Annotated in this window: 14 protein-coding genes; 8 read left to right on the plus strand and 6 right to left on the minus strand. The window is 64.4% G+C overall.

The window, feature by feature from the left end; all coding sequences use genetic code 11:
- Window positions 1-14 precede the first annotated feature (14 nt).
- The 4 genes from J8I29_RS22115 to J8I29_RS22130 are packed head-to-tail and all read right to left on the minus strand — an operon-like array spanning window position 15 to window position 3,939.
- Complete coding sequence (locus tag J8I29_RS22115; protein WP_209433307.1) at window positions 15-839, minus strand: sugar phosphate isomerase/epimerase; 825 nt, start codon at window positions 837-839, stop codon at window positions 15-17.
- A gap of 4 nt (window positions 840-843) precedes the next feature.
- On the minus strand, window positions 844-1,677 hold the full coding sequence (locus tag J8I29_RS22120; protein WP_209433308.1) for a carbohydrate ABC transporter permease: 834 nt from the start codon (window positions 1,675-1,677) through the stop codon (window positions 844-846).
- Window positions 1,674-2,597, minus strand: coding sequence for a sugar ABC transporter permease (locus J8I29_RS22125; protein ID WP_209433309.1), 924 nt, complete (start codon window positions 2,595-2,597; stop codon window positions 1,674-1,676). The genes J8I29_RS22120 and J8I29_RS22125 overlap by 4 nt, the downstream gene beginning before the upstream one ends.
- A 4-nt stretch (window positions 2,598-2,601) precedes the next feature.
- Window positions 2,602-3,939, minus strand: coding sequence for an ABC transporter substrate-binding protein (locus tag J8I29_RS22130; RefSeq protein ID WP_209433310.1), 1,338 nt, complete (start codon window positions 3,937-3,939; stop codon window positions 2,602-2,604).
- Window positions 3,940-4,222: 283 nt separating this feature from the next.
- Between J8I29_RS22130 and J8I29_RS22135 the strand changes: the two genes are divergently transcribed.
- Window positions 4,223-5,362, plus strand: coding sequence for a Gfo/Idh/MocA family oxidoreductase (locus J8I29_RS22135; protein WP_209433311.1), 1,140 nt, complete (start codon window positions 4,223-4,225; stop codon window positions 5,360-5,362).
- Window positions 5,363-5,380: 18 nt separating this feature from the next.
- Here the strand turns inward: J8I29_RS22135 and J8I29_RS22140 are convergent, their stop codons facing one another.
- Window positions 5,381-6,130, minus strand: a complete 750-nt coding sequence (locus J8I29_RS22140; RefSeq protein ID WP_209433312.1) for an SDR family oxidoreductase — start codon at window positions 6,128-6,130, stop codon at window positions 5,381-5,383.
- Window positions 6,131-6,240: 110 nt separating this feature from the next.
- Here J8I29_RS22140 and J8I29_RS22145 point away from each other — a divergent pair, with 110 nt between their 5' ends.
- The 7 genes from J8I29_RS22145 (at window position 6,241) to J8I29_RS22175 (ending at window position 17,807) form a co-directional block, all read left to right on the plus strand.
- Complete coding sequence (locus tag J8I29_RS22145) at window positions 6,241-7,161, plus strand: LysR family transcriptional regulator (protein ID WP_209433313.1); 921 nt, start codon at window positions 6,241-6,243, stop codon at window positions 7,159-7,161.
- A gap of 34 nt (window positions 7,162-7,195) precedes the next feature.
- Window positions 7,196-8,104 (plus strand): aldo/keto reductase, encoded by a 909-nt coding sequence (locus J8I29_RS22150; RefSeq protein ID WP_209433314.1) that lies wholly within the window; start codon window positions 7,196-7,198, stop codon window positions 8,102-8,104.
- 210 nt (window positions 8,105-8,314) lie between these two features.
- Window positions 8,315-12,331, plus strand: coding sequence for a PAS domain-containing protein (locus J8I29_RS22155; protein WP_209433315.1), 4,017 nt, complete (start codon window positions 8,315-8,317; stop codon window positions 12,329-12,331).
- A 365-nt stretch (window positions 12,332-12,696) separates the two neighbouring features.
- Window positions 12,697-13,947, plus strand: a complete 1,251-nt coding sequence (locus J8I29_RS22160; protein WP_105862177.1) for a sarcosine oxidase subunit beta family protein — start codon at window positions 12,697-12,699, stop codon at window positions 13,945-13,947.
- A gap of 11 nt (window positions 13,948-13,958) precedes the next feature.
- Window positions 13,959-14,237 (plus strand): sarcosine oxidase subunit delta, encoded by a 279-nt coding sequence (locus J8I29_RS22165; RefSeq protein ID WP_105862176.1) that lies wholly within the window; start codon window positions 13,959-13,961, stop codon window positions 14,235-14,237.
- Window positions 14,234-17,215 carry a sarcosine oxidase subunit alpha family protein gene (locus J8I29_RS22170; protein ID WP_209433316.1) on the plus strand — a complete coding sequence of 994 codons (2,982 nt, stop codon included), beginning with the start codon at window positions 14,234-14,236 and terminating at the stop codon, window positions 17,213-17,215. Before J8I29_RS22165 ends, J8I29_RS22170 begins: the two co-directional genes overlap by 4 nt.
- A complete protein-coding gene (locus J8I29_RS22175; RefSeq protein ID WP_209433317.1) occupies window positions 17,208-17,807 on the plus strand; it encodes a sarcosine oxidase subunit gamma family protein in 600 nt (199 codons plus the stop codon). Before J8I29_RS22170 ends, J8I29_RS22175 begins: the two co-directional genes overlap by 8 nt.
- A gap of 109 nt (window positions 17,808-17,916) precedes the next feature.
- Here J8I29_RS22175 and J8I29_RS22180 read toward each other — a convergent pair whose 3' ends face one another.
- The gene (locus J8I29_RS22180) at window positions 17,917-19,497 is read right to left on the minus strand and encodes a peptide ABC transporter substrate-binding protein (protein WP_209433359.1); all 1,581 of its coding nucleotides are present in this window, start codon (window positions 19,495-19,497) and stop codon (window positions 17,917-17,919) included.
- Window positions 19,498-19,528 lie beyond the last annotated feature (31 nt).

Consider the following 19,528-nt stretch of genomic DNA (forward strand, 5'->3'; position numbering starts at 1 on the left):
AGCCGGCGTGCAGCTCAGATGCCGGCGCGGCGCAGCGTTTGGCGATTGGCCCTGACGGCGGCGGCAGGGTCGGCTGCGGCGATATCGGATTCCTCCTCCAGCACCAGCCAGCCGTTGAAGCTCGGCCCGGCGGCCACGATGTCGATCACGCCTCTGAGGTTGCAGATGCCCTGGCCCAGCATGCGCCAATGGCCCTCGGCGTCGACATCCTTCAGATGCAGATAGCGGATGCGGTCCTGATAGGTGCGCAGTGTATCGAGGATATCCTGGCCGCCGCGCAGGATATGGCCGGTGTCGGGCACCCAGCCGACCAGGGCCGGATCGAGAAGGGCCATGATGCGGTCATAGTCGGCCCGTGAGCTCAAGAGCGTGTCGTGGTGCGAGCTCGGATGCACCGCGACATCGACGCCGACGACGCGGCCGAGTTCGCCGGCGCCATTGTAGAAGCGCCCGGCCACGGCGAATTTGTCGTCGAGGGAACCGGGGCTCATGATGGTGGCGCTGCCCAGCGACAGGATGGCGCCGGGGAAATGCGCGGTGAAGCGCAGGGCGCGGTCGACCATGGCAAGGTCGGCCTCGAGAGCGTCCGCTTCGGTGAAGCCGGAACTGCTGCCGCAGGCGAAGGCCACCAGTGTCAGGCCATGGGTTTCCAAGGCCCTAGCAAAGTCCCGCGGGCGGTCGGCATAGGGCGGGATCATGGTGTCGGTGATCTCGATGCCGGCATAGCCTGCCGCCGCGATGGCGGCGAGCAGGTCGTCGGCGTTGCCCGTCCAGGCCTTGCCCAGCATTTCCCAGGTGAAGGTCTGGCAGCCGGCTTTCAGCTTGGCAGTCTCGTTCATGATGTCATTCCTTGACGGCGCCTTGTGTCAGGCCTTCGATGATGTGGCGCTGGAAGAACAGCACCAGGGCGATCAGCGGCACGGTCACCACCACGGAAGCGGCGGCCACGTCGCCCCAGGGCACGTAATAGAGATTGGTGAAGTTGGCGATGCCGACCGGGATCGTCTGGTGCTCGATGGTCGAGGTGAAGGCGAGGGCGAACATGAATTCGTTCCAGGCCGCAATGAAGGCGAGCAGGCCGGTGGTGACGAGACCGGGCAGGGACATCGGCAGGATGATGCGCAGGAACAGGCCGATGACACCGACGCCGTCCATGCGCGCGGCCTCGTCGATCTCGCGCGGCAGCGTGTCGAAATAGCCGAACAGCACCCAGGTCACCAGCGGCAGGCCGAGCGCCAGATAGACGATGACGAGGCCGCTATAGGTGTCGAGGAAGCCGTAATTGGAAGCGGTCAGATAGAGCGGGCCGACGATGGCGATCTGCGGAAACATCGAGACCGACAGCACCACGCCGAGTATGCCGAAGCGCCCCTTGATCTCCAGCCGCGACAGAGAGAAGGCGGCCAGCGCCCCGATGGCCAGGCAGAACAACGTGGTGAGACCGGCAACGACGACGGAGTTCAGCACATAGAGCTGGAACTTCTTGACGAAGAAGACATTGGCGTAGTGTTCGAGCGTCACGGGCGAGGGCCAGAAGCTCGGCACCGGATCGGTCAACGCCTTGTCGAGCTGCAGCGAGGTGGAGAACTGCCACAGGAACGGTCCGGCCGACCAGACGAGCAGCAGAGCCGCGCCGGCATAGACCATGATGAGGCGCAGGATCTCGCGGGCTGTCATCCCTGCCTCCTCAGCTGCGCCACGATGAAGATGCCGAAGCCGATGGCGATCAGCGTTTCGGTGATGAACATCGCGGTGGAGAGCGCCGAGCCATAGCCGAACTGCAGGGTGGAGAAGAGCACCTTGTAGCTCAGGGTGGACAAGGTTTCCGTGGAGTCGGCCGGGCCGCCGCCGGTGAGCACATAGACGAGGTCGAAGATGCGGAAGGCATCGAGGGCCCGGAACATGCCGGCAATCAGCAGGGTCGGCAGCAGCAAAGGCAGGCGCACATGCCAGAAGATACGCCAGGCCGAGGCGCCGTCCATCTTGGCCGCCTCTGTCAGCGAGCGCGGCACCGTCTGCAGCCCGGCCAGCAGCAGCAGGGCCATGAAGGGCGTGGTCTTCCAGACATCGGCGATGATGATGGTGTCCAGGGCATGGTCGACCGACCCGTACCAGTTGATGTTGCCGTCGATCAGCCCGACGGATTTCAGGAGGTAGTTGATCAGCCCGTGCTGCCCGTCGAACAGCCAGCCGAACATCTTGGAGGTAACCACGGTGGGCATGGCCCAGGGCACCAGCATGGCGGCGCGTACCAGCGAGCGGCCGGCGAAGGGCTCGTAGAGCAATAGCGCCATGCCGAGCCCGAGCACGGTCTCGAGCGCCGTCGACACCGCCGTGAACAGCACCGTGTGGCCCCAGGCGTTCCAGAAGGCGTCATCGCCGAGCAGCGTGCGATAATTGGCCAGGCCGACGAAGGCATCTTCCTGGGTGACCAGGGAGGTGTTGGTCAGCGACAGCCACACGCCGTTGACGACGGGATAGACCGAGACCGAGCCGAGCGAGATCAGCAGCGGCAGGATCAAGAGCCAAGGCGCCAGATCCAGGGACCGCAGGCCAGCCCCGAGGGGAGGGTTGGCCGCGGAGACTTGCACGCTCATCGCGTCATCCCGCGACGATCGCATTGATCTTGGCGCTGGCGGCCTCGAGCTCGGCTTTGATGTTGCCGCTGACCAGCGCCTTCGAGACGCCGGACTGGATGGCGAGGGTGACCTGCGCATATTTCGGAGTGACCGGACGCGGCGTCGCGCCGGTGAATACCGATTTGAGCTGCTTCATGAAGGGCTGCTCCTTGCCGAGCTGAGCATCCTCGAACACTTCGGGACGGGTCGGCGCGATGCCGAGCTGCAGGGCGAACTGGAGCTGGGTGGCCGGCGAGGACATCCAGGTCAGGAATTCGATGGCCGCCTCCCGGTTCTTGGTGTTGGCGTTGACGCCGTACTGGTAGCCGCCCAGGCAGGCCGCGCTCTTGCCGCCGGCGAAATGGGGCAGGGGCACCACGCCGACCTTGTCGACCACCGAAGACGCCGCCTTGTCCTGCGCGATGGCATAGACATAGGACCAGTTGCGCAGGAAGGGCGCACGGCCGGCCGTGAAGGGTTGCCGCGAGGGTTCTTCGTCCCAGCTCAGCACATCGGAGGGGCTGATCTTCGTCTTGTTGATGGTGTCGTAGAGGAATTGAACCGCCGCCACCGCCTTGTCGTCGCTGAGCGCCGAGGATTTGCCGTCGGGCGTAAGGATCGAGCCCCCATTGGAGGCGATGGCTTCCACGAGATCGCAGACCAGCACTTCGGCCTGCTTGCCCTGCCAGAGGTAACCGAAATCGGCTTTGCCGGACTTCTGGATCTCCTGGGCGGCAGCGGTGAGTTCGTCCCAGGTCTGCGGCGGCTTGGCGCCGATGCCCTCGAGGAGGTCCTTGCGATAAAACAGCATGCCTGAATCGACATACCAGGGCAAAGCGGTAAGCTTGTTGTTGTAGGTGCAGGCCGCCACCAGGCCGGGGAAGAACTGGCTCTGGACCGAGGCGTTGAAATATTCGTCGAGCGGCAGGGCCCAGCCGGCGCCGGCGAATTCGGCGATCCAGACCACGTCCTGGGTGAAGACGTCGGGCGTGCCGGTGCGGCGGGCGAGCTGTTGCACGAGGGCCGTGTGCACCTCGGTAGAGGAACTGGGCGGCGGCAGCTCGACATAGGTGACGTGGATCTTGCCCTGCGACCGGTTATAGGCGTCCACCACCTGCGCCATGGTCTGCTTGCCGAAGAACTTGGCGCTGGCGAAGGTGATCTCCGTGCGCTCGGCGGCGCGGGCACGCTTGGGCAGGCCGAGCGCCAGGGCGCCTGCGGCCAAGCCCGCTCCCTGCAGGAAGGTGCGCCGGCTCGGCGCTGTCGATCCGGATTGCGAAGCCCCGACAGCCGGGGTCGAGCGTGACAGAACGTCCGACATCACAAGTCCTCCCTCTGAGCGTTCTGCGACTTGGTGGCCTCACCAAGAATCGCAAAGACGCGTCGCAACTATGCGTCTGGGCAAAAGGGCGTTTGCGCTTTGCTCCAGGGGTGAATGGCCACCCTGATTTTTAGGCCATGCTTGGCCCGAGGTTGCCTACTGTCAAGGATAAATTGTCATCTTCGTTCAAAAAATTTCATTCAAACTCGAAGAGTCTCGTGTTTACTTTCTAAATTAATGCAAAAATGAGCAATCAGATTGACCGGAAAGGCGGAGGAAGCGCATGGGTAAACTCGGCGTCGGCGTGATCGGATGCGGCAATATCTCGATGACCTATCTGCGCAATGCCGCGCTGTTTCCAGGCGTCGAATTGAAAGCCTGTGCCGATATCTCAGCGGAATCCGCCAAGCTCAGGGCTGGGGAATACGGCATTCGTGCCCTCAGCGTGGAAGAATTGCTTGGCGACGACGAGGTCGACCTCGTCCTCAACCTGACCATTCCGGCTGTTCATTTCGAGGTATCGATGGCGGCTCTTACCGCCGGCAAGCACGTCTTTACCGAAAAGCCTCTCGCCGTCACGGCGGCGGAGGGCCGGAAGTTGGTCGAAGAGGCCCGCCGGCGCAAGCTGGCGATCGGTTCCGCACCCGATACCTTCCTCGGCGCCGCGGGACGAACGGCTCGCCGCCTGATGGCAGAAGGGGCGATCGGCCGCCCGACCACCGGGACTGCCTTCATGATGACCCGCGGCATGGAGCATTGGCATCCCAATCCGCAATTCTATTACCAGCCCGGCGGCGGTCCCGTTCTCGACATGGGGCCCTATTACCTGACCATGCTGGTCAACCTGCTGGGACCGGCGCGCCAGGTTGCGGCGATGGCTACGACCGGGCAGGCGGAGCGGCTGATCACCGCCCCCGGCCCGAACCAGGGCACAAGCTTTGCCGTCGGCACACCCACCACCCTGATGGCCCTGGTCGAGTTTGCCGGCGGCGTCATCGTCAATGTCGGCATGAGCTGGGATGTCTTCCGCCACTGCAACCAGCCGATCGAACTGCATGGCAGCGAAGGTTCGCTCAGCCTGCCCGATCCGGATACGTTCGGCGGCCTCCTCCGTCTGAGCCGCAAGGGCGAGCCCTGGCAGTCCATCGAGACGGCCGCCATGACCTATGGCGGCCTGAACTGGCCCTACGCCGCGCCCGATCGTGCGAATTACCGCATGCTCGGCGTGGCGGATCTCGCCCGCAGCCTCGAGGAAGGCCGCCGGCCGCGGGCATCCGGCGAGCTCGCCCTGCATGTGCTCGTGATCATGGAGGGCATCCTGGAAGCGGCGCGTTCCGGGCGGCCGGTCTCCATCGAAGCCGAGGGCGTCCAGCCCCAGGCCCTGTCGGAAGAAGAGGCGGCAAGCCTCAGTGGGGCAGAATAAGCTCGGAGTCGCAAGAGGTTAGAGCGTGCCCATGCCGCCATCGATCATGAGTTCGCTGCCGACCGTGTAGGCCGCTTCGTCGGAGGCGAGGAACACGACTGCCTTGGCGATTTCGCTCACCTCGCCGAAGCGGCCGGCGGGCACCAGCCCCTTGATGCTGTCCGCGACATTTTTCAGGTCATGCTGCGAAAAGCCGAGCTTGCCATAGAGTGGCGTGGCGATCGGGCCGGGGCTGACGGCGTTCAGGCGAATGCCCCGTCCGATCAACTCGCCCGACAGGGTACGGATCAGCGACTGCAGCGCGGCCTTCGAGGCGGCGTAGACGCTGGAATTCGGCATGCCGATATGGGCGTTGACCGAGGTGTTCAGCACGATCGAGGCCGGATTGGCCAGGATCGGCAGCAGGGCCTGGATCAGGAAATAGGGGCCCTTTACATTGATGTCGAAGATCTTGTCGAAATCGGGCTCGTTCCAGTCGGCCAGCGGCTTGAGCTGGGCAATGCCGGCATTGACGAAGAGGATGTCGAGCCCCCCGAAGGCCTCCGCGATCGCTTTGGCGAGGCGTTTCTGCCCGGCGACATCGGCGGCGTCCGACTGGATGACCAGGGCACTTTCACCCAGTTCCTTGCGGGCGGCCTCCAGCGTCTGGGGATTGGTGCCCGTCACGGCTATCAGGGCGCCTTCCGCCAGGAATTGGCGGGCGGTTTCCAGGCCTATGCCCGTAGTGCCGCCGGTAATGAGTGCGCGCTTGCCCGAGAGTCTGTTCATGATTGCGGTTCCTTGTTCGTGAGGGATGCTTTGGTGAAGCGAATATGGCGCAAGCATCCTGTCCGGAGTATCCTTCCGATATTGGATCTATCTTCCGGGATTTCCGAACGATGAAATTGGACGGGATCGCGAGTTTCGTCGCCGTGGCAGAAGCAGGATCGATCAGCGAGGCGGCCCGCAGCCTGCGCCTGTCGAAATCGGTGGTCAGTGAACGCCTGGGGGAACTGGAACGCAGCGTCGGTACGATATTGCTGCATCGTACCACACGGCGATTGTCGGTGACGGAGGACGGCGCCGCTTTTCTGGAGCGTGCCAAGCGGATCGTGCGCGAGGTGGAAGAGGCGGCGGCGGATCTGGCCGAGCGGCGCGGCACCCTGGCCGGGCCGATGCGGATTGCCGCCCCGATCACCTTCGGGCGCCTGCATCTCGGCCCGGCTCTGTTTCCGTTTCTGGCGGCTCATCCTCAGGTCGAACTGATTCTCGACCTCGATGATCGCCGGGTCGATATCGCCTCCGGTGCCTATGATGGCGTTATCCGGCATGGAGTCATCGCGGACACGCGGCTGATGGTATGGCGTCTCGCTCCGAGCCGGCGCTTCCTGGTGGCCTCGGCGGATTATCTGGACCGTGAGGGGACGCCCCGTTCCATTGGCGAACTCGATCGCCATAAAGGGCTGTTCTATTCGAACCGGGGCGCGGCCGATTGGCGTTTCCTCGGGCCCGATGGTGTGGAGATCGTGCGGGCGAAGGTGGCCCTGCGCGTCAACAATGGCGACATGATCCGCGACGCTGCGATTGCAGGTCTTGGCATCGGCCTGCTGCCGACCTTCATCGCCGGGCCGGAGATCCGCGCCGGCAGGCTGAAGCTCATCGATGTCGGCATTCGGCCCGAACCGGAATTCGTCTTCCTCGCTCATCCGGAAGCGCGCCGCCCTTCCGCCAAGCTCCGGGCGCTGGCCGAACATTTGAAACGCAGCTTTGGCGATCCGCCTTATTGGGAAGAGGGGATGTCCATCGCTGCTTCCACTTGATAGAAGTGACGTATCGTCACTGTGGGATACCGAGATGAGCGACCTGCCTACACCCGAACCGATCCGCCCCCTCGGCCGCAGCGGCATATCGGTGAGTTCGGTCGCCTGGGGCATGTGGCGCTTCGGGGGAGAGGATCTCGCCTCGGCCCAGAAGTTGGTGGAGACGGCACTCGAGGTTGGCGTCACGCTGTTCGATACTGCCGACATCTACGGGCCGTCCGATCTTGGCGGCTTCGGTGTTGCCGAGAGCCAGCTCGGCCGCGTGCTCGAAGCCAGTCCCGGCCTGCGCCAGCGCATGGTGCTGGCGACCAAGGGCGGTATCGTCTTCGGTACGCCCTATAATTCCTCGGCTGCCTATCTCACCTCGGCCATCGACGCGTCGCTGAAGCGGATGCAGGTCGATCGCATCGATCTTTGGCAGATCCACCGGCCCGATATCCTCACCCACCCCAGCGAGATCGCCAGGGCCCTGGAGGATGCACACCGGGCCGGCAAGATCGCCGCCATCGGCGTGTCGAATTATACGGCTGCCCAGACGCAGGGCCTGGCGGCCTGCCTCAGCCTGCCCATCGTCAGTCATCAGCCCGAATTCTCTGCCCTCAAGCTTGATCCGCTCCATGACGGAATTCTGGACCAGGCGATGATGAACGACATGGCGGTGCTCGCCTGGTCGCCCCTGGCCGGCGGGAGGCTGGCGCAGCCCCAGGACGAGCGGGCCCGGGCCGTCGTAGCCCTGTTCGATGCGAAGGCGGCGCAGGCCGGCGTCTCCCATACCGCCGTCGCCCTGAGCTGGCTGATGGCCCATCCGGCGCGGACCATCCCGATCGTCGGCACGCAGAATCTCGACCGTATCCGGGAGATCCCGCAGGCTTATCTGCCGCGCTGGAGCAGGGAGGAGTGGTATGCAGTGCTGGTGGCCTCGCGAGGAGAGCGCCTGCCCTGATGACGTTCAGCCTCGCTCGACTGCCAGGAGAAGGACGGCCGGTAGCCGGGTGCTCCGGCATGTTCGCGGCGGCACTGCCGGGTCGAGCGCAAATCACTGTCGAAAGAGGCGTGAATTCTCGCGTCAGCATTTGGCAATGGCGCAGCTTCTCCGTACCATTATCACCAGTTGAGTGCTTATGGTTTCGCTCGCGCAGGTGAGATCCGCCAGATGAAGATAGACGCCGGGCCGGGCTCCGATCGCCTCGATGCGGTGGTTCTGCCGGGCGATGTGGCACTGCTTCGCCATATCGTCGAGCAAGCCGGCATCGCCATGGCGCTGATCGGCCATGATGGTCGGTGTTGCTATGCCAATCCGGCCTTTTGTCGGCTCACCGGTTATCAAGCGGCCGATTATGTCGGCATGACTCTTGCCGATCTCGCTGATCCCGAGGATAGGGCCGGTCTCAGTTGGGATGGTGGGAACGAAGATGGTGTGGCGCGCCGCTATCGCCGCCATGACGGCACCGTCTTCACCGGCTTGACCACTCTCTCCCGGCTTGACGCCGCGGACGCAGCCTCGCCCTTTGCCGCCATTGCGCAGATCGTGGCCGTAAACGCCGAAATGGCGGACGAAACCAGTCTGGCCGAAACGGAGTGGCGCTGGCGCCAGGCCCTGGAAGGCTCCAAGCAGGTCGTGTGGGACTTCGACGTGCCCAATGGCATGGTGTGGGTGTCGCCGCGCTGGCGTACCATGCTCGACTTGCCGGATGACGAGCGCGTGCATTCGATCGGCAACTGGCTGAGCAAGATGCATCCGGATGATCGTGTCCGCATGGCGGAGGCGGCGGGGCGCGTCGGGCTCGATGGCGAGCGGGACTTCGACGCGACCTATCGGCTGAGGCACAGTGACGGTCACTGGATCTGGGTGATCAGCCGGGGAAGGGCGGTCGAATACGCGCCCGATGGCACGGTCAAGCGGATGATCGGGACCATCACCGACATCACGCGGCAAAAGGAGATGGAGCAGCGCCTTTCCGCCGTTTCGCAGCGGTTGGAAGTCGCCGTCCAGGCCGGCGGCATCGGCATCTTCCACGTCGATTATCCTTCGGGGCTCCGATATTGGGACGCACGAACCTACGAACTTCACGGCGTCACGCCCGAGACGTTCGAGAATACGATGGAAGCGTTCTTGGGCCTGCTCTCGGCCGAAGACGCCGCCAGGGTCGACCACATTCGTCGGCATGCGCTGCAGTCGGGCTCGCACTATCAACTCGACTATCGCGTCCAGGACGCAAAGACGGGTGGGACACGTTACATCCGGTCCACGGTCCGGCTGATCCGCGGAGAAGACGGCGCCTTGACACAGGGCATCGGTGTCTGCTGGGACGTCACCGACGACGTCGAGCGCAATCAGCGGCTGCACGATACGCTGGTGCTGCTGCAAGCGGTGATGACCGGCACGCCCGATCTGATCTATGTCAAGGATCGTGACGGGCGCTACGCCCTGGTCAACCCGTCGGTCGAGAGGCTGATGGGCCTGTCGAGCGACCAGATCCTGGGCCGGTCCGACACCGAGATCTTTCCGGCCGAGATGGCGCGCCGCCTGATCGAGAACGACCGTCATGTGATGCAGAGCGGGGAACCCTCCACCATGGAGGAAACGGCGATGCTCGACGGGGTGTTGCGCACTTATTCCTCGACCAAGGCGCCGCGGCGCGACGAGCGTGGCGAGATCACCGGACTGATCGGCATCTCCCGCGATATCACCGATGCCAAGGCGGCCGAGGCGGCTCTTCGGCATAGCGAAATGCGGTGGCAATTCGCGCTTTACGGTTCGGGTGACGGGGTGTGGGACCAGAATCTCGCGACCGGGGAAGTATTCTACTCGCATCAGTGGAAGGCGATGCTGGGCTATGACGACGACGATGTCGGCAACAGCGCCAGCGAATGGTCGGACCGGGTGCACCCGGAGGATTTGCCGCGGTGCCGGGCGATCATCGAGGCACATCTGCGTGGCGAGACCGCGGATTTTGCCTTCGAGAACCGCCTGCGTGCCAAGGACGGCACTTGGCGCTGGATCTATGATCGCGGCAAGGTGATCGAGCGGGCGGCCGATGGGCGCGCCTTGCGTGTCATCGGCACCCATACCGACATCACGGCCCGCAAGGAGGCCGAAAGCGCCATCCTGGCCCTCAATCAGCGGCTGCAACTGGCGATCGAGGCGGCGGGGGTCGGTGTCTTCGAATATGATTTCGCCTCCCAGCGCTACACTTGGGACGATCGCCTGTACCGGCTCTACGACATGCCGCGGGACCGCTACGACGGCAGCAGGCAGGCCTGGCTCGATCGCATTCATCCGGACGACGTGGCTGCGATAACCCGCGAATATGACCGGGCGTTGCGCGAGAACACGCTGTTCGACATGGAATTCCGCTTGCGTGACCGGCGTTCCGGCAAAATCCGCCATATTCATTCGCTTGCCCGGGTGATCCGCGACGAGACGGGCGCTCCGATCCGCACGGTCGGCATGGATTGGGACGTCACCGAGCACAAGGAACTGGTGGAGGCGCTGTTCGAGGAAAAGGAGCGACTGCGTATCACCCTGCATTCGATCGGCGATGCCGTGATCTCGACCGACGCCCAGGCGCGAATCACCTTCATGAACCCCGTTGCAGAGGAGATGACGGGATGGCCGGGCCGGGATGCCGCCGGCAAGCGCCTGCCCGAGGTATTTCGCATCGTCGACGAAACCACCGGCGAGACGCTCGCCGATCCGGTGGAAACCTGCCTGGCGCGAATGCGCCCCTATTATCTCAGCGACGGTGCGGTGTTGCTGCGGCGCGACGGCGAACGGCGCAGCGTGCGCGACTCAGCAGCCCCCGTCCGCACGGCATCGGGGAAGATCATCGGGGCCGTCCTGGTGTTTCAGGACGTGACCAGAGCCCGCATCCTGCAGCAGGCCCTCGAATATTCGGCCAATCACGACAGCCTGACCGGATTGCCTAATCGTTCTGCCTTCGAGCGCGAGATCCGCCTTTCGCTCGAGCAGGTGCGCAAGGACGGCCATCGGCACGTGCTGTGCTTCATCGACCTCGACCGCTTCAAGATCGTCAACGACAGTGCCGGGCACGCCGCCGGCGATGCGCTGCTGCGCGAGGTTGCCAATCTGATGCGCCGCATCTGCCGTCCGGAGGACGTGCCCGCGCGCCTGGGGGGCGACGAATTCGCGCTCCTGTTGCGCGACTGTTCGATCGTCGCCGGAGAGGCGGTTGCACAACGGTTTCTGCGCGATTTGGCTCAATTGCGATTCGGCTGGGATGGGCGATCCTACCAGATCGGGGCCAGCATGGGGCTGACCAAGATCGATGCCGAGGCGCCGCGGCAAGACGAGTTGATGAGCCAGGCCGACATCGCCTGCTATACGGCCAAGACCTCCGGTCGCAATCAGCTTGCCGTCTATGGCGACGGCCAGAGCGCGGCTCATCGCAACCACAAAGAGATGCGGGTGGCGGCGGGCATCCGCCACGCGGTCGAAACCGATCGTTTCCGCCTCTATGCCCAGCAGGTCTTCGATCTTTCCGGGCAGGAAGGCGGGCAGCGGCATTTCGAGATCCTGCTGCGCATGCTCGACGATGCCGGCAATATCGTCGAGCCGGCCGCCTTCATCCCGGCCTCCGAACATTACGACTTGATGGGCAGTATCGATCGCTGGGTTATCCATGCCACGTTCCGCCGCTATGGCGCCCGCCTGCTCGGCGCCCACGACATCTCCCTCTCCATCAATCTCTCGGCCAATTCGCTGAACGATCCCTTCCTCTGGCCGCTGCTACAGGAGGAGTTCACCCAGTCCGGCTTGTCGCCCCGGCGTATCCATTTCGAGATTACCGAGACCGCCGTGATCAACAATCTCGCCGCGGCCCAGCAATTCCTTTCCAAGGCGCGTGCCGCCGGCTGCGGCGTGATGCTCGACGATTTCGGCAAGGGACTGTCCTCGTTCACCTATCTCAGGCAGTTCTCGGTCGATGGCCTGAAGATCGACGGTGACTTCGTTCGGCAGATGGCCCAGAGCGAAGTCGACCGCGCCATCGTCGAATCGATCAACACGGTCGGTCACCGGCTGGGAGCCTTCACGGTGGCCGAGCAGGTGGAGAATGAGGAGACCTTGGCCCTGCTGCGTGCCCTTGGGGTCGACCGGGCCCAGGGTTTCGCCCTTGCCAGGCCGCATCCGTTGGATGCCCTCTTTTGACCCTGGAAATCCCTGGGCTGGGGCGAGCGGGAACGCTTCCGTCCGCCATCGGCGCCAGTAGCGGCCTTGCTGGTGAAAGTTTTTTCCTCGCATTAAAGTCGCAAAAGATGTTGCACGCGCAGGAATAATCTTTCACTGTGGGTAACAGGCTGCTATGCCTATGAACGAGGCAGCCCGAATTCGCTGGGGGCAGAGGTATCCATGATTCTCGACGACAAGCGCTGATCGTGCCGGCGTGGCCTGGTCTTGGACGCGGATAGCTGGGCGGCAATTTCTTGCGGCAAGCCCTTGGATCCGTTTCCCGCCGGGCGAGGACGCGACCGGATGACCGAAGATTCCCGTACTCTTCTCCGGCAAGAAGCCCGATGCATTACTCTCTGTTCTCCCTTTTCAAGAATGCCCTGAACGGCCACCGCGGCTGGACGCCGACCTGGCGTGACGCCGAACCGCGCCTCAATTACGAGGTGATCATCATTGGCGGCGGCGGCCATGGCCTGGCCACGGCGTACTACCTCGCCAAGAATCACGGCATCACCAATGTCGCAGTGATCGAGAAGGGCTGGATCGGCGGCGGCAATGTCGGCCGCAACACCACGATCGTGCGTTCGAACTACATGCTGCCAGGCAATATTCCCTTCTATGAGCATGCCATGAAGCTGTGGGAGGGGCTGGAGCAGGACCTCAACTACAATGCGATGATGAGCCAGCGCGGGGTGCTGAACCTCTATCATTCCGACGCCCAGCGCGATGCCTTCGCCCGGCGCGGCAATGCCATGCGCCTGCATGGCGTCGATGCCGAATTGCTCGACCGCGACGGTGTCAAGGCGATGGCGCCCTTCCTCAATTTCGACAATGCCCGTTTCCCGATCCAGGGCGGCTTGCTGCAGCGGCGCGGCGGCACGGCGCGTCATGACGCGGTGGCCTGGGGCTATGCGCGTGCCGCCAGCGATCGCGGCGTCGACATCATCCAGAATTGCGAAGTGAAGGGGTTCGTCCGCGAAGGCGGCGCGATCGTCGGTGTCGAAACCACCCGCGGCACCATCCGGGCCAAGAAAATCGGCATGGCGGTAGCCGGCAATACCTCCAAGGTCGGCACCATGGCGGGATTGCGCCTGCCGATCGAGAGCCATGTGCTGCAGGCTTTCGTTACAGAGGGGCTCAAGCCGCTGATTCCGGGCGTGATCACCTTCGGCGCCGGTCATTTCTATGTCAGCCAGTCCGACAAGGGCGGCCTGGTCTTCGGCGGCGACATCGACGGCTACAATTCCTATGCCCAGCGCGGCAACATGCCGGTGGTGGAGGATGTCTGCGAAGGCGGCATGGCGGTGATGCCGATGATCGGCCGTCTCAGGTTGCTGCGCAGCTGGGGCGGCATCATGGACATGTCGATGGATGGTTCGCCCATCATCGACAAGAGCGGCATCGACGGCCTCTATCTCAATTGCGGCTGGTGCTATGGCGGCTTCAAGGCGACCCCAGCCTCGGGCTGGTGCTTCGCCCACCTCATCGCCAAGGATCAGCCCCATGAAGTGGCTGCCGCCTATCGGCTCAATCGCTTCGAGACCGGAGCGGTGATCGACGAAAAGGGCCAGGGTGCCCAACCCAATCTTCACTGAGGCACGGTTCGATGCGGATTGCCTGTCCCTATTGTGGTGCGCGCGGCGTGCACGAATTCACCTATCTGGGCGATGCCGGGCCAAGCCGGCCGGATGCCTCGGCGCCGGACGCCGGCAAGCAGTTCTACGAATATGCCTATCTGCGCGACAATCCCGAGGGAGCGCATGAGGAGTTCTGGTATCACGGCTCGGGCTGCCGTTCCTGGCTCAAGGTCCGCCGCAACACCAAGACCCATGCAATCGAAAAGGCTGAACTGGTGATGCCTCAAACGTCGGGAGCCGCATCATGAGCGAGGCCGTTTCCTTCCGCCTGCCGTCCGCAGGCCTGGTCGATCGCAGCCATAGCGTGCGGTTCCGCTTCGACGGCAACAGCTATGAGGGGCTCAGCGGCGACACGCTGGCCTCGGCTCTGCTCGCCAACGGCATTCGCCTGGTCGGGCGCTCGTTCAAGTATCACCGCCCGCGCGGCATCTTCACCGCCGGGCCGGAGGAGCCCAACGCCCTGGTCGAGCTGCGCACCGGCGCCCGCCGCGAGCCCAACACCAAGGCGACGACGGTCGAGTTGTTCGACGGGCTGGAGGCTGCGAGCCAGAACCGCTGGCCCTCGCTGAAATTCGACCTGCTGTCGGTGAACCAGTTGGCCGGCCCGATCTTTGTCGGCGGCTTCTACTACAAGACCTTCATGTGGCCGGCGGCCCTTTGGGAAAAGCTCTACGAGCCGATGATCCGCCGGGCTGCCGGCCTCGGCAGCGCCAGCCAATTGCCCGACCCGGATCATTACGAGAAGGCCGCCGCCTTCTGCGACGTGCTGGTGATCGGCGCCGGTCCCGCCGGCCTGATGGCGGCTCTGGAAGCCGGCCGTGCCGGTGCCCGCGTGATCCTGTGCGAGGACGATTTCCGCCTCGGCGGGCGCCTCTTGAGCGAACGGCACGAGGTCGACGGCAAGTCCGCCGCGGTCTTTGCCGCCGATATCGAAGCGGAACTGGCTTCCATGCCGGAAGTGCGCATCTTCAAGCGCACCCAGGTGTTCGGCGTCTACGACACCGGCACCTATGGCGCCCTGGAACGGGTGTCGGATCATCTGCCGGTCCCGCCCGCGCATCAGCCGCGCCAGCGCCTCTGGCACATCATGGCCAAGCGCTGCGTCAACGCCATGGGGGCCATCGAGCGTCCCATCGTCTTCGGCGGCAACGACCGGCCGGGCGTGATGCTCGCCTCGGCAGCGCGCAGCTATCTCAATCGCTACGGCGTGGCGCCGGGCCGCCAGGCCGTGGTGTTCACCACCAGTGACGATGGCTGGCGCACGGCGGCCGATCTCGTGGCCGCCGGCGTGACCGTAGCCGCTATCGTCGATCCGCGCTCGCAGGTCGACGCGGCGGTGTCCGGCTGGGCCGGCAAGGCCGGAACACGCACTTTGCTCGGAGCAAGCGTGACCGATGCTAAGGGTGGAACCCAGGGCATCAAGTCCGTCGAGGTGATCGCCGGGCGCAAGCGCGAGAGCATTCCCGCCGATTTTCTGGCGGTTTCCGGCGGCTGGAACCCGCAGGTCGCACTGACCACCCATAAGGGTGCGCGGCCGCGCTGGTCGGACGAGCTTGCAGCATTCGTGCCGGGCGATCTGCCCGACGGGATGAGTGTGGCGGGTGCTGCCAACGGCGATTTCTCCCTGGGTGCCTGTCTGCGGGCCGGCGCGCAGGCGGGCCGCGCAGCGGCCGGCGATTGCGGCTTCTCTGCCGGCGAGGCTGCCATCCCGGCCTGCGACGACGAGCCTGTCGGCCTCAAGCCCCTCTGGCATGTCGCCGAGACGAAGAGCAAGGCCTTCGTCGACCAGCAGAACGACGTCACGGCCAAGGATATCGAGATCGCCCATCGCGAGGGCTTCCGCTCCGTCGAGCATCTCAAGCGCTACACCACGCTGGGCATGGCCACCGACCAGGGCAAGACCTCGAACATCGCGGGCCACGCCATGATGGCGGGCCTGCTCGGCCGTTCGATGACGGAGGTGGGCACCACGGTTTCGCGTCCGCCGCATTTCCCGGTGGCGATCGGCGCCCTGGCCGGGCCCCATCGCGACAAGCACTTCAAGGCGACGCGCCTCACCGCCGGCCATGAATGGGCGATGGCGAACGGTGCCACCATGGTGGAGGCCGGCCAGTGGCTGCGCCCGCAATGGTTCTCGCGTCCCGGCGAGAAGGACTGGCTCGAAAGCGTCTGCCGCGAGGTCAGGACCACCCGCTCGGTCGTCGGCGTGTGTGATGTCTCGACGCTGGGCAAGATCGACATCAAGGGCGCCGATGCCGGCGCCTTTCTCGATCGCGTCTACGTCAATACCTTCTCGACGGTCGCCGTTGGCAAATGCCGCTATGGCCTGATGCTGCGCGAAGACGGTTTCGTCATGGATGACGGCACGGCCGCCCGCTTTGCGCCCGATCACTATGTGATCTCGACCACCACGGCCAATGCCGTGAAGGTGATGCAGCATCTCGAATTCTGCCGCCAGGCGCTGTGGCCGGAACTCGACGTCTCACTGTCCTCGATCACCGAACAATGGTCGCAATATGCCGTGGCCGGGCCGAAAGCGCGGGACCTGCTGCAGAAGCTCTACGGCTCCAGCGCCGATCTGTCGAACGAGGCCTTCCCCTATATGGGGTGCGCGACGTTGCCGCTCGGCAATGTCGGCTCCCGCCTTTACCGCCTGTCCTTCTCGGGCGAACTTGCCTATGAGATCGCCGTGCCGGCCCATTATGGCCTTGCCTTGCTCAAGGCGCTGATGGCGCTGGCCGAGGAGATGGGCGGCTGCGCCTACGGCACCGAGGCCCTCGGGGTCATGCGCGTGGAAAAGGGCCATGTCGCCGGCAACGAGCTCAACGGCCAGACCACGGCCCGCGATCTCGGCCTCGGCAAGATGATGTCGACCAAGAAGGACTATATTGGCCGGGTCCTGGCCCAGCGCCCGGCCTTGGTTGCCCCCGATCGGCCCGGCCTCGTCGGCGTCAAGCCGGTCAACCCGGCGGATCGGCTGCGCGCCGGTTCGCATTTCCTCAAGAAGGGTGCCGCGGCCGTCGCCGCCAATGACGAGGGCTTCGCGACCTCCGTAGTCTATTCGCCGATGCTCGAAAGCTGGATCGGCCTTGGCCTGCTAGCCAACGGCCCGTCCCGCCACGGCGAGGTGATCCGCGCCTATGATCCGGTGCGCAACGGCGATATCGAGGTCGAGGTCGTCTCGCCCATCTTCTTTGATCCTGAAGGGAGCCGTCTCCATGTTTGACGCCATCAGTGCAGGGCGTTTGGAGTCCCGTAGCGCCTTTGCCGGCCTGCTCAAGCCGGTTGGGACGGGTGCAGGCGTCAGCGTGCAGGATCGCTCGGGCCTGGAAATCGTCACCCTGGCGGCCCGCAAGGGCCAGGAGGGGGCCTTGGCCGCGCGCATGCAGGCCGCCTATGGCTTGCGGTTGCCCGACGGCCCCAAGCGGGTAGTGTCCGGTACGCTCGCTGCCCTGGGCACCGGGCCGTCGGCCTGGCTGGTCACGCGCGAGGCCGGAGAGCCCAATCTGCTCGTCTCCGATCTGATCGAGGCTGTCGGCACGCTCGCATCGGTGACCGACCAGACTTCCGGCTATGCCGTGCTGCGGGTCTCGGGTCCGCATGTCCGCGACATGTTCGCCAAGGGACTGGACATCGACCTGCATCCGCGCGCCTTCGCACCGGGCGATGCCGCCGTGACCGCGTGCTCGCATATCGGCGTGACATTATGGCAGCTCGACGACACGCCGACCTACGAGATCGCCCTGTTCCGCAGCATGGCCGGCAGTTTCTGGCACTGGCTGAGCGACAGCGCCGCGGAATTCGGCTTGGTGGCGTAATCAGGCCCTGTTCGGGAACGATATCGTCTTTGCCCTTTCCTCATCGGGGAGAGGGCACGACCGGCGTCGCTTTCGAGCCAGCGAAGAAGCTATGCCTTCGGCGACTTCGTCACTCTTCCTTGCTGAGAAACCGCGTCAGGTGCTCGTTGGCGGCGTTGTCCTGCCATCCCTTCACCTTGTTCGAGACCAGCCAGAGATCGGCGTTGGAGAGCAGGGGGGCGACGGGCTGCTCGCGCGCCAGCAGCGCTTCGGCATCCTCCAGGATCTTCAGGCGCTTGGCCGGATCGGTTTCGGCATAGGATTTGGCGACCAGCGCGTCATAGTCCGGGCTGGCGAAATGGGAATAGTTGAACGCCTTGTTGGCCGTCGTCGGTAGCGCGAGGAAATTTTCGGCGTCGGCATAGTCGGCCACCCATGCCGCGCGTGCCACTTCGAAGCTGCCGCCGTCGCGCAGGAAGGCGTAGTGGGACTTGCTGTCCGAGTTGAGCAGGGAAACCTCGACGCCGAGCGCCTTCCACATATCGGCCACGGCGGTGGCGATCCGGCGATTATTGTCGTTGGTGCCGAAACGGATGGTGAGCTTCAACGGCTTGCCGCCTTCACCGAAGCCGGCCTGCTTGAGCAGTTCCTTGGCGGCGTCCTCGCGGTCGAGCTGTGGCTTGTCGGCGAAGTCCGGCTTGGCGGGCGTATAGCCTGGCAAGCCCGAGGGGACGAAGGTGTAGCTGCCGACGCGCGTGCCAGAGAAGATTTTCTCGGCCAGGAAGTCGCGATCGACCGCCATCGACAGGGCACGTCGAACCCTGGCATCGTCAAAGGGCGGGGTGCGGGTGTCGAAGGCATAGTATTCATTGGTCAGGTTGGGCGAGACATGAACCTGATCGCCCACTTTCTCCTTGAGAAGTTTCAGCTGATCGGCCGCGAACTCGAAGGTCATGTCGAGCTCGCCCGCCAGGAAGCGCCGCTGGGCGGCGGCCTGGTCGTCGATCGGATAGGAGATTACCTTGTCGATGCGGACATTGGCGGCATCCCAGTAATGCGGGTTCTTCACCAGGGTGACGTGATCATTGGCGAGGTTCTCGGTCAGGACATAGGCGCCGTTGGAGATCAGATTGCCCGGCTTGGCAAAATCCGCCTTGAGCTTCTCGACCGAGGCCCGATGCACCGGCAGGGCGGCCTGATTGGCGAGAAGCTGCAGGAGATAAGGCGTCGGCCGTTCCAGCGTGATCTCCAGCGTCCTGTCGTCGAGGGGCTTGACGCCCAGCGTGTCGACGCCGGCCTTGCCGCTGTTCACGGCTTCGGCATTCTTGATCGGATAGAACAGATTGGCGAAGCTGGCGGCTTCCTTGGGATCCTCGAGCCGTCGGAAGCTGAAGACGAAATCGGCGGCCGTGACCGGATCGCCATTCGACCATTTGGCGTTGGGGCGCAGCTTGAAGGTATAGACGAGGCCGTCGGGAGAGATCGTCCAACTCTCGGCCGCCCCCGGCGCGATCTTGCCGGCAGCATCGAAAATGGTGAGACCCTCGAACAGGTCCTTGAGGATGAACTGCTCGGCGATGATCGAGCTATGGGTCGGATCGAGAGTCTGGGCTTCGGCACCATTGCCCTTGTGAAGCACGGTCTCGGCCAGGGCAGGGCGGGCAGCACCACTCAGAAGGCCGGCCGTGAGCGGGAGGACGAGGGCGATCAGTCTCAGTGCGGGCTTCATGTGGACTTCCCCT

The organism is Labrys sp. LIt4, assembly GCF_017813775.1.
Taxonomy (GTDB): domain Bacteria; phylum Pseudomonadota; class Alphaproteobacteria; order Rhizobiales; family Labraceae; genus Labrys; species Labrys okinawensis_A.

Excerpts from the sequence above, each read along its gene's own strand:
- J8I29_RS22130 (WP_209433310.1), bottom strand. The coding sequence starts at position 3,939 with ATGTCGGACGTTCTGTCACGCTCGACCCCGGCTGTCGGGGCTTCGCAA.
- J8I29_RS22155 (WP_209433315.1), top strand. The coding sequence starts at position 8,315 with ATGAAGATAGACGCCGGGCCGGGCTCCGATCGCCTCGATGCGGTGGTT.
- J8I29_RS22150 (WP_209433314.1), top strand. The coding sequence starts at position 7,196 with ATGAGCGACCTGCCTACACCCGAACCGATCCGCCCCCTCGGCCGCAGC.
- J8I29_RS22115 (WP_209433307.1), bottom strand. The coding sequence starts at position 839 with ATGAACGAGACTGCCAAGCTGAAAGCCGGCTGCCAGACCTTCACCTGG.
- J8I29_RS22145 (WP_209433313.1), top strand. The coding sequence starts at position 6,241 with ATGAAATTGGACGGGATCGCGAGTTTCGTCGCCGTGGCAGAAGCAGGA.
- J8I29_RS22120 (WP_209433308.1), bottom strand. The coding sequence starts at position 1,677 with ATGACAGCCCGCGAGATCCTGCGCCTCATCATGGTCTATGCCGGCGCG.
- J8I29_RS22125 (WP_209433309.1), bottom strand. The coding sequence starts at position 2,597 with ATGAGCGTGCAAGTCTCCGCGGCCAACCCTCCCCTCGGGGCTGGCCTG.
- J8I29_RS22175 (WP_209433317.1), top strand. The coding sequence starts at position 17,208 with ATGTTTGACGCCATCAGTGCAGGGCGTTTGGAGTCCCGTAGCGCCTTT.
- J8I29_RS22140 (WP_209433312.1), bottom strand. The coding sequence starts at position 6,130 with ATGAACAGACTCTCGGGCAAGCGCGCACTCATTACCGGCGGCACTACG.
- J8I29_RS22165 (WP_105862176.1), top strand. The coding sequence starts at position 13,959 with ATGCGGATTGCCTGTCCCTATTGTGGTGCGCGCGGCGTGCACGAATTC.
- J8I29_RS22135 (WP_209433311.1), top strand. The coding sequence starts at position 4,223 with ATGGGTAAACTCGGCGTCGGCGTGATCGGATGCGGCAATATCTCGATG.
- J8I29_RS22160 (WP_105862177.1), top strand. The coding sequence starts at position 12,697 with ATGCATTACTCTCTGTTCTCCCTTTTCAAGAATGCCCTGAACGGCCAC.
- J8I29_RS22170 (WP_209433316.1), top strand. The coding sequence starts at position 14,234 with ATGAGCGAGGCCGTTTCCTTCCGCCTGCCGTCCGCAGGCCTGGTCGAT.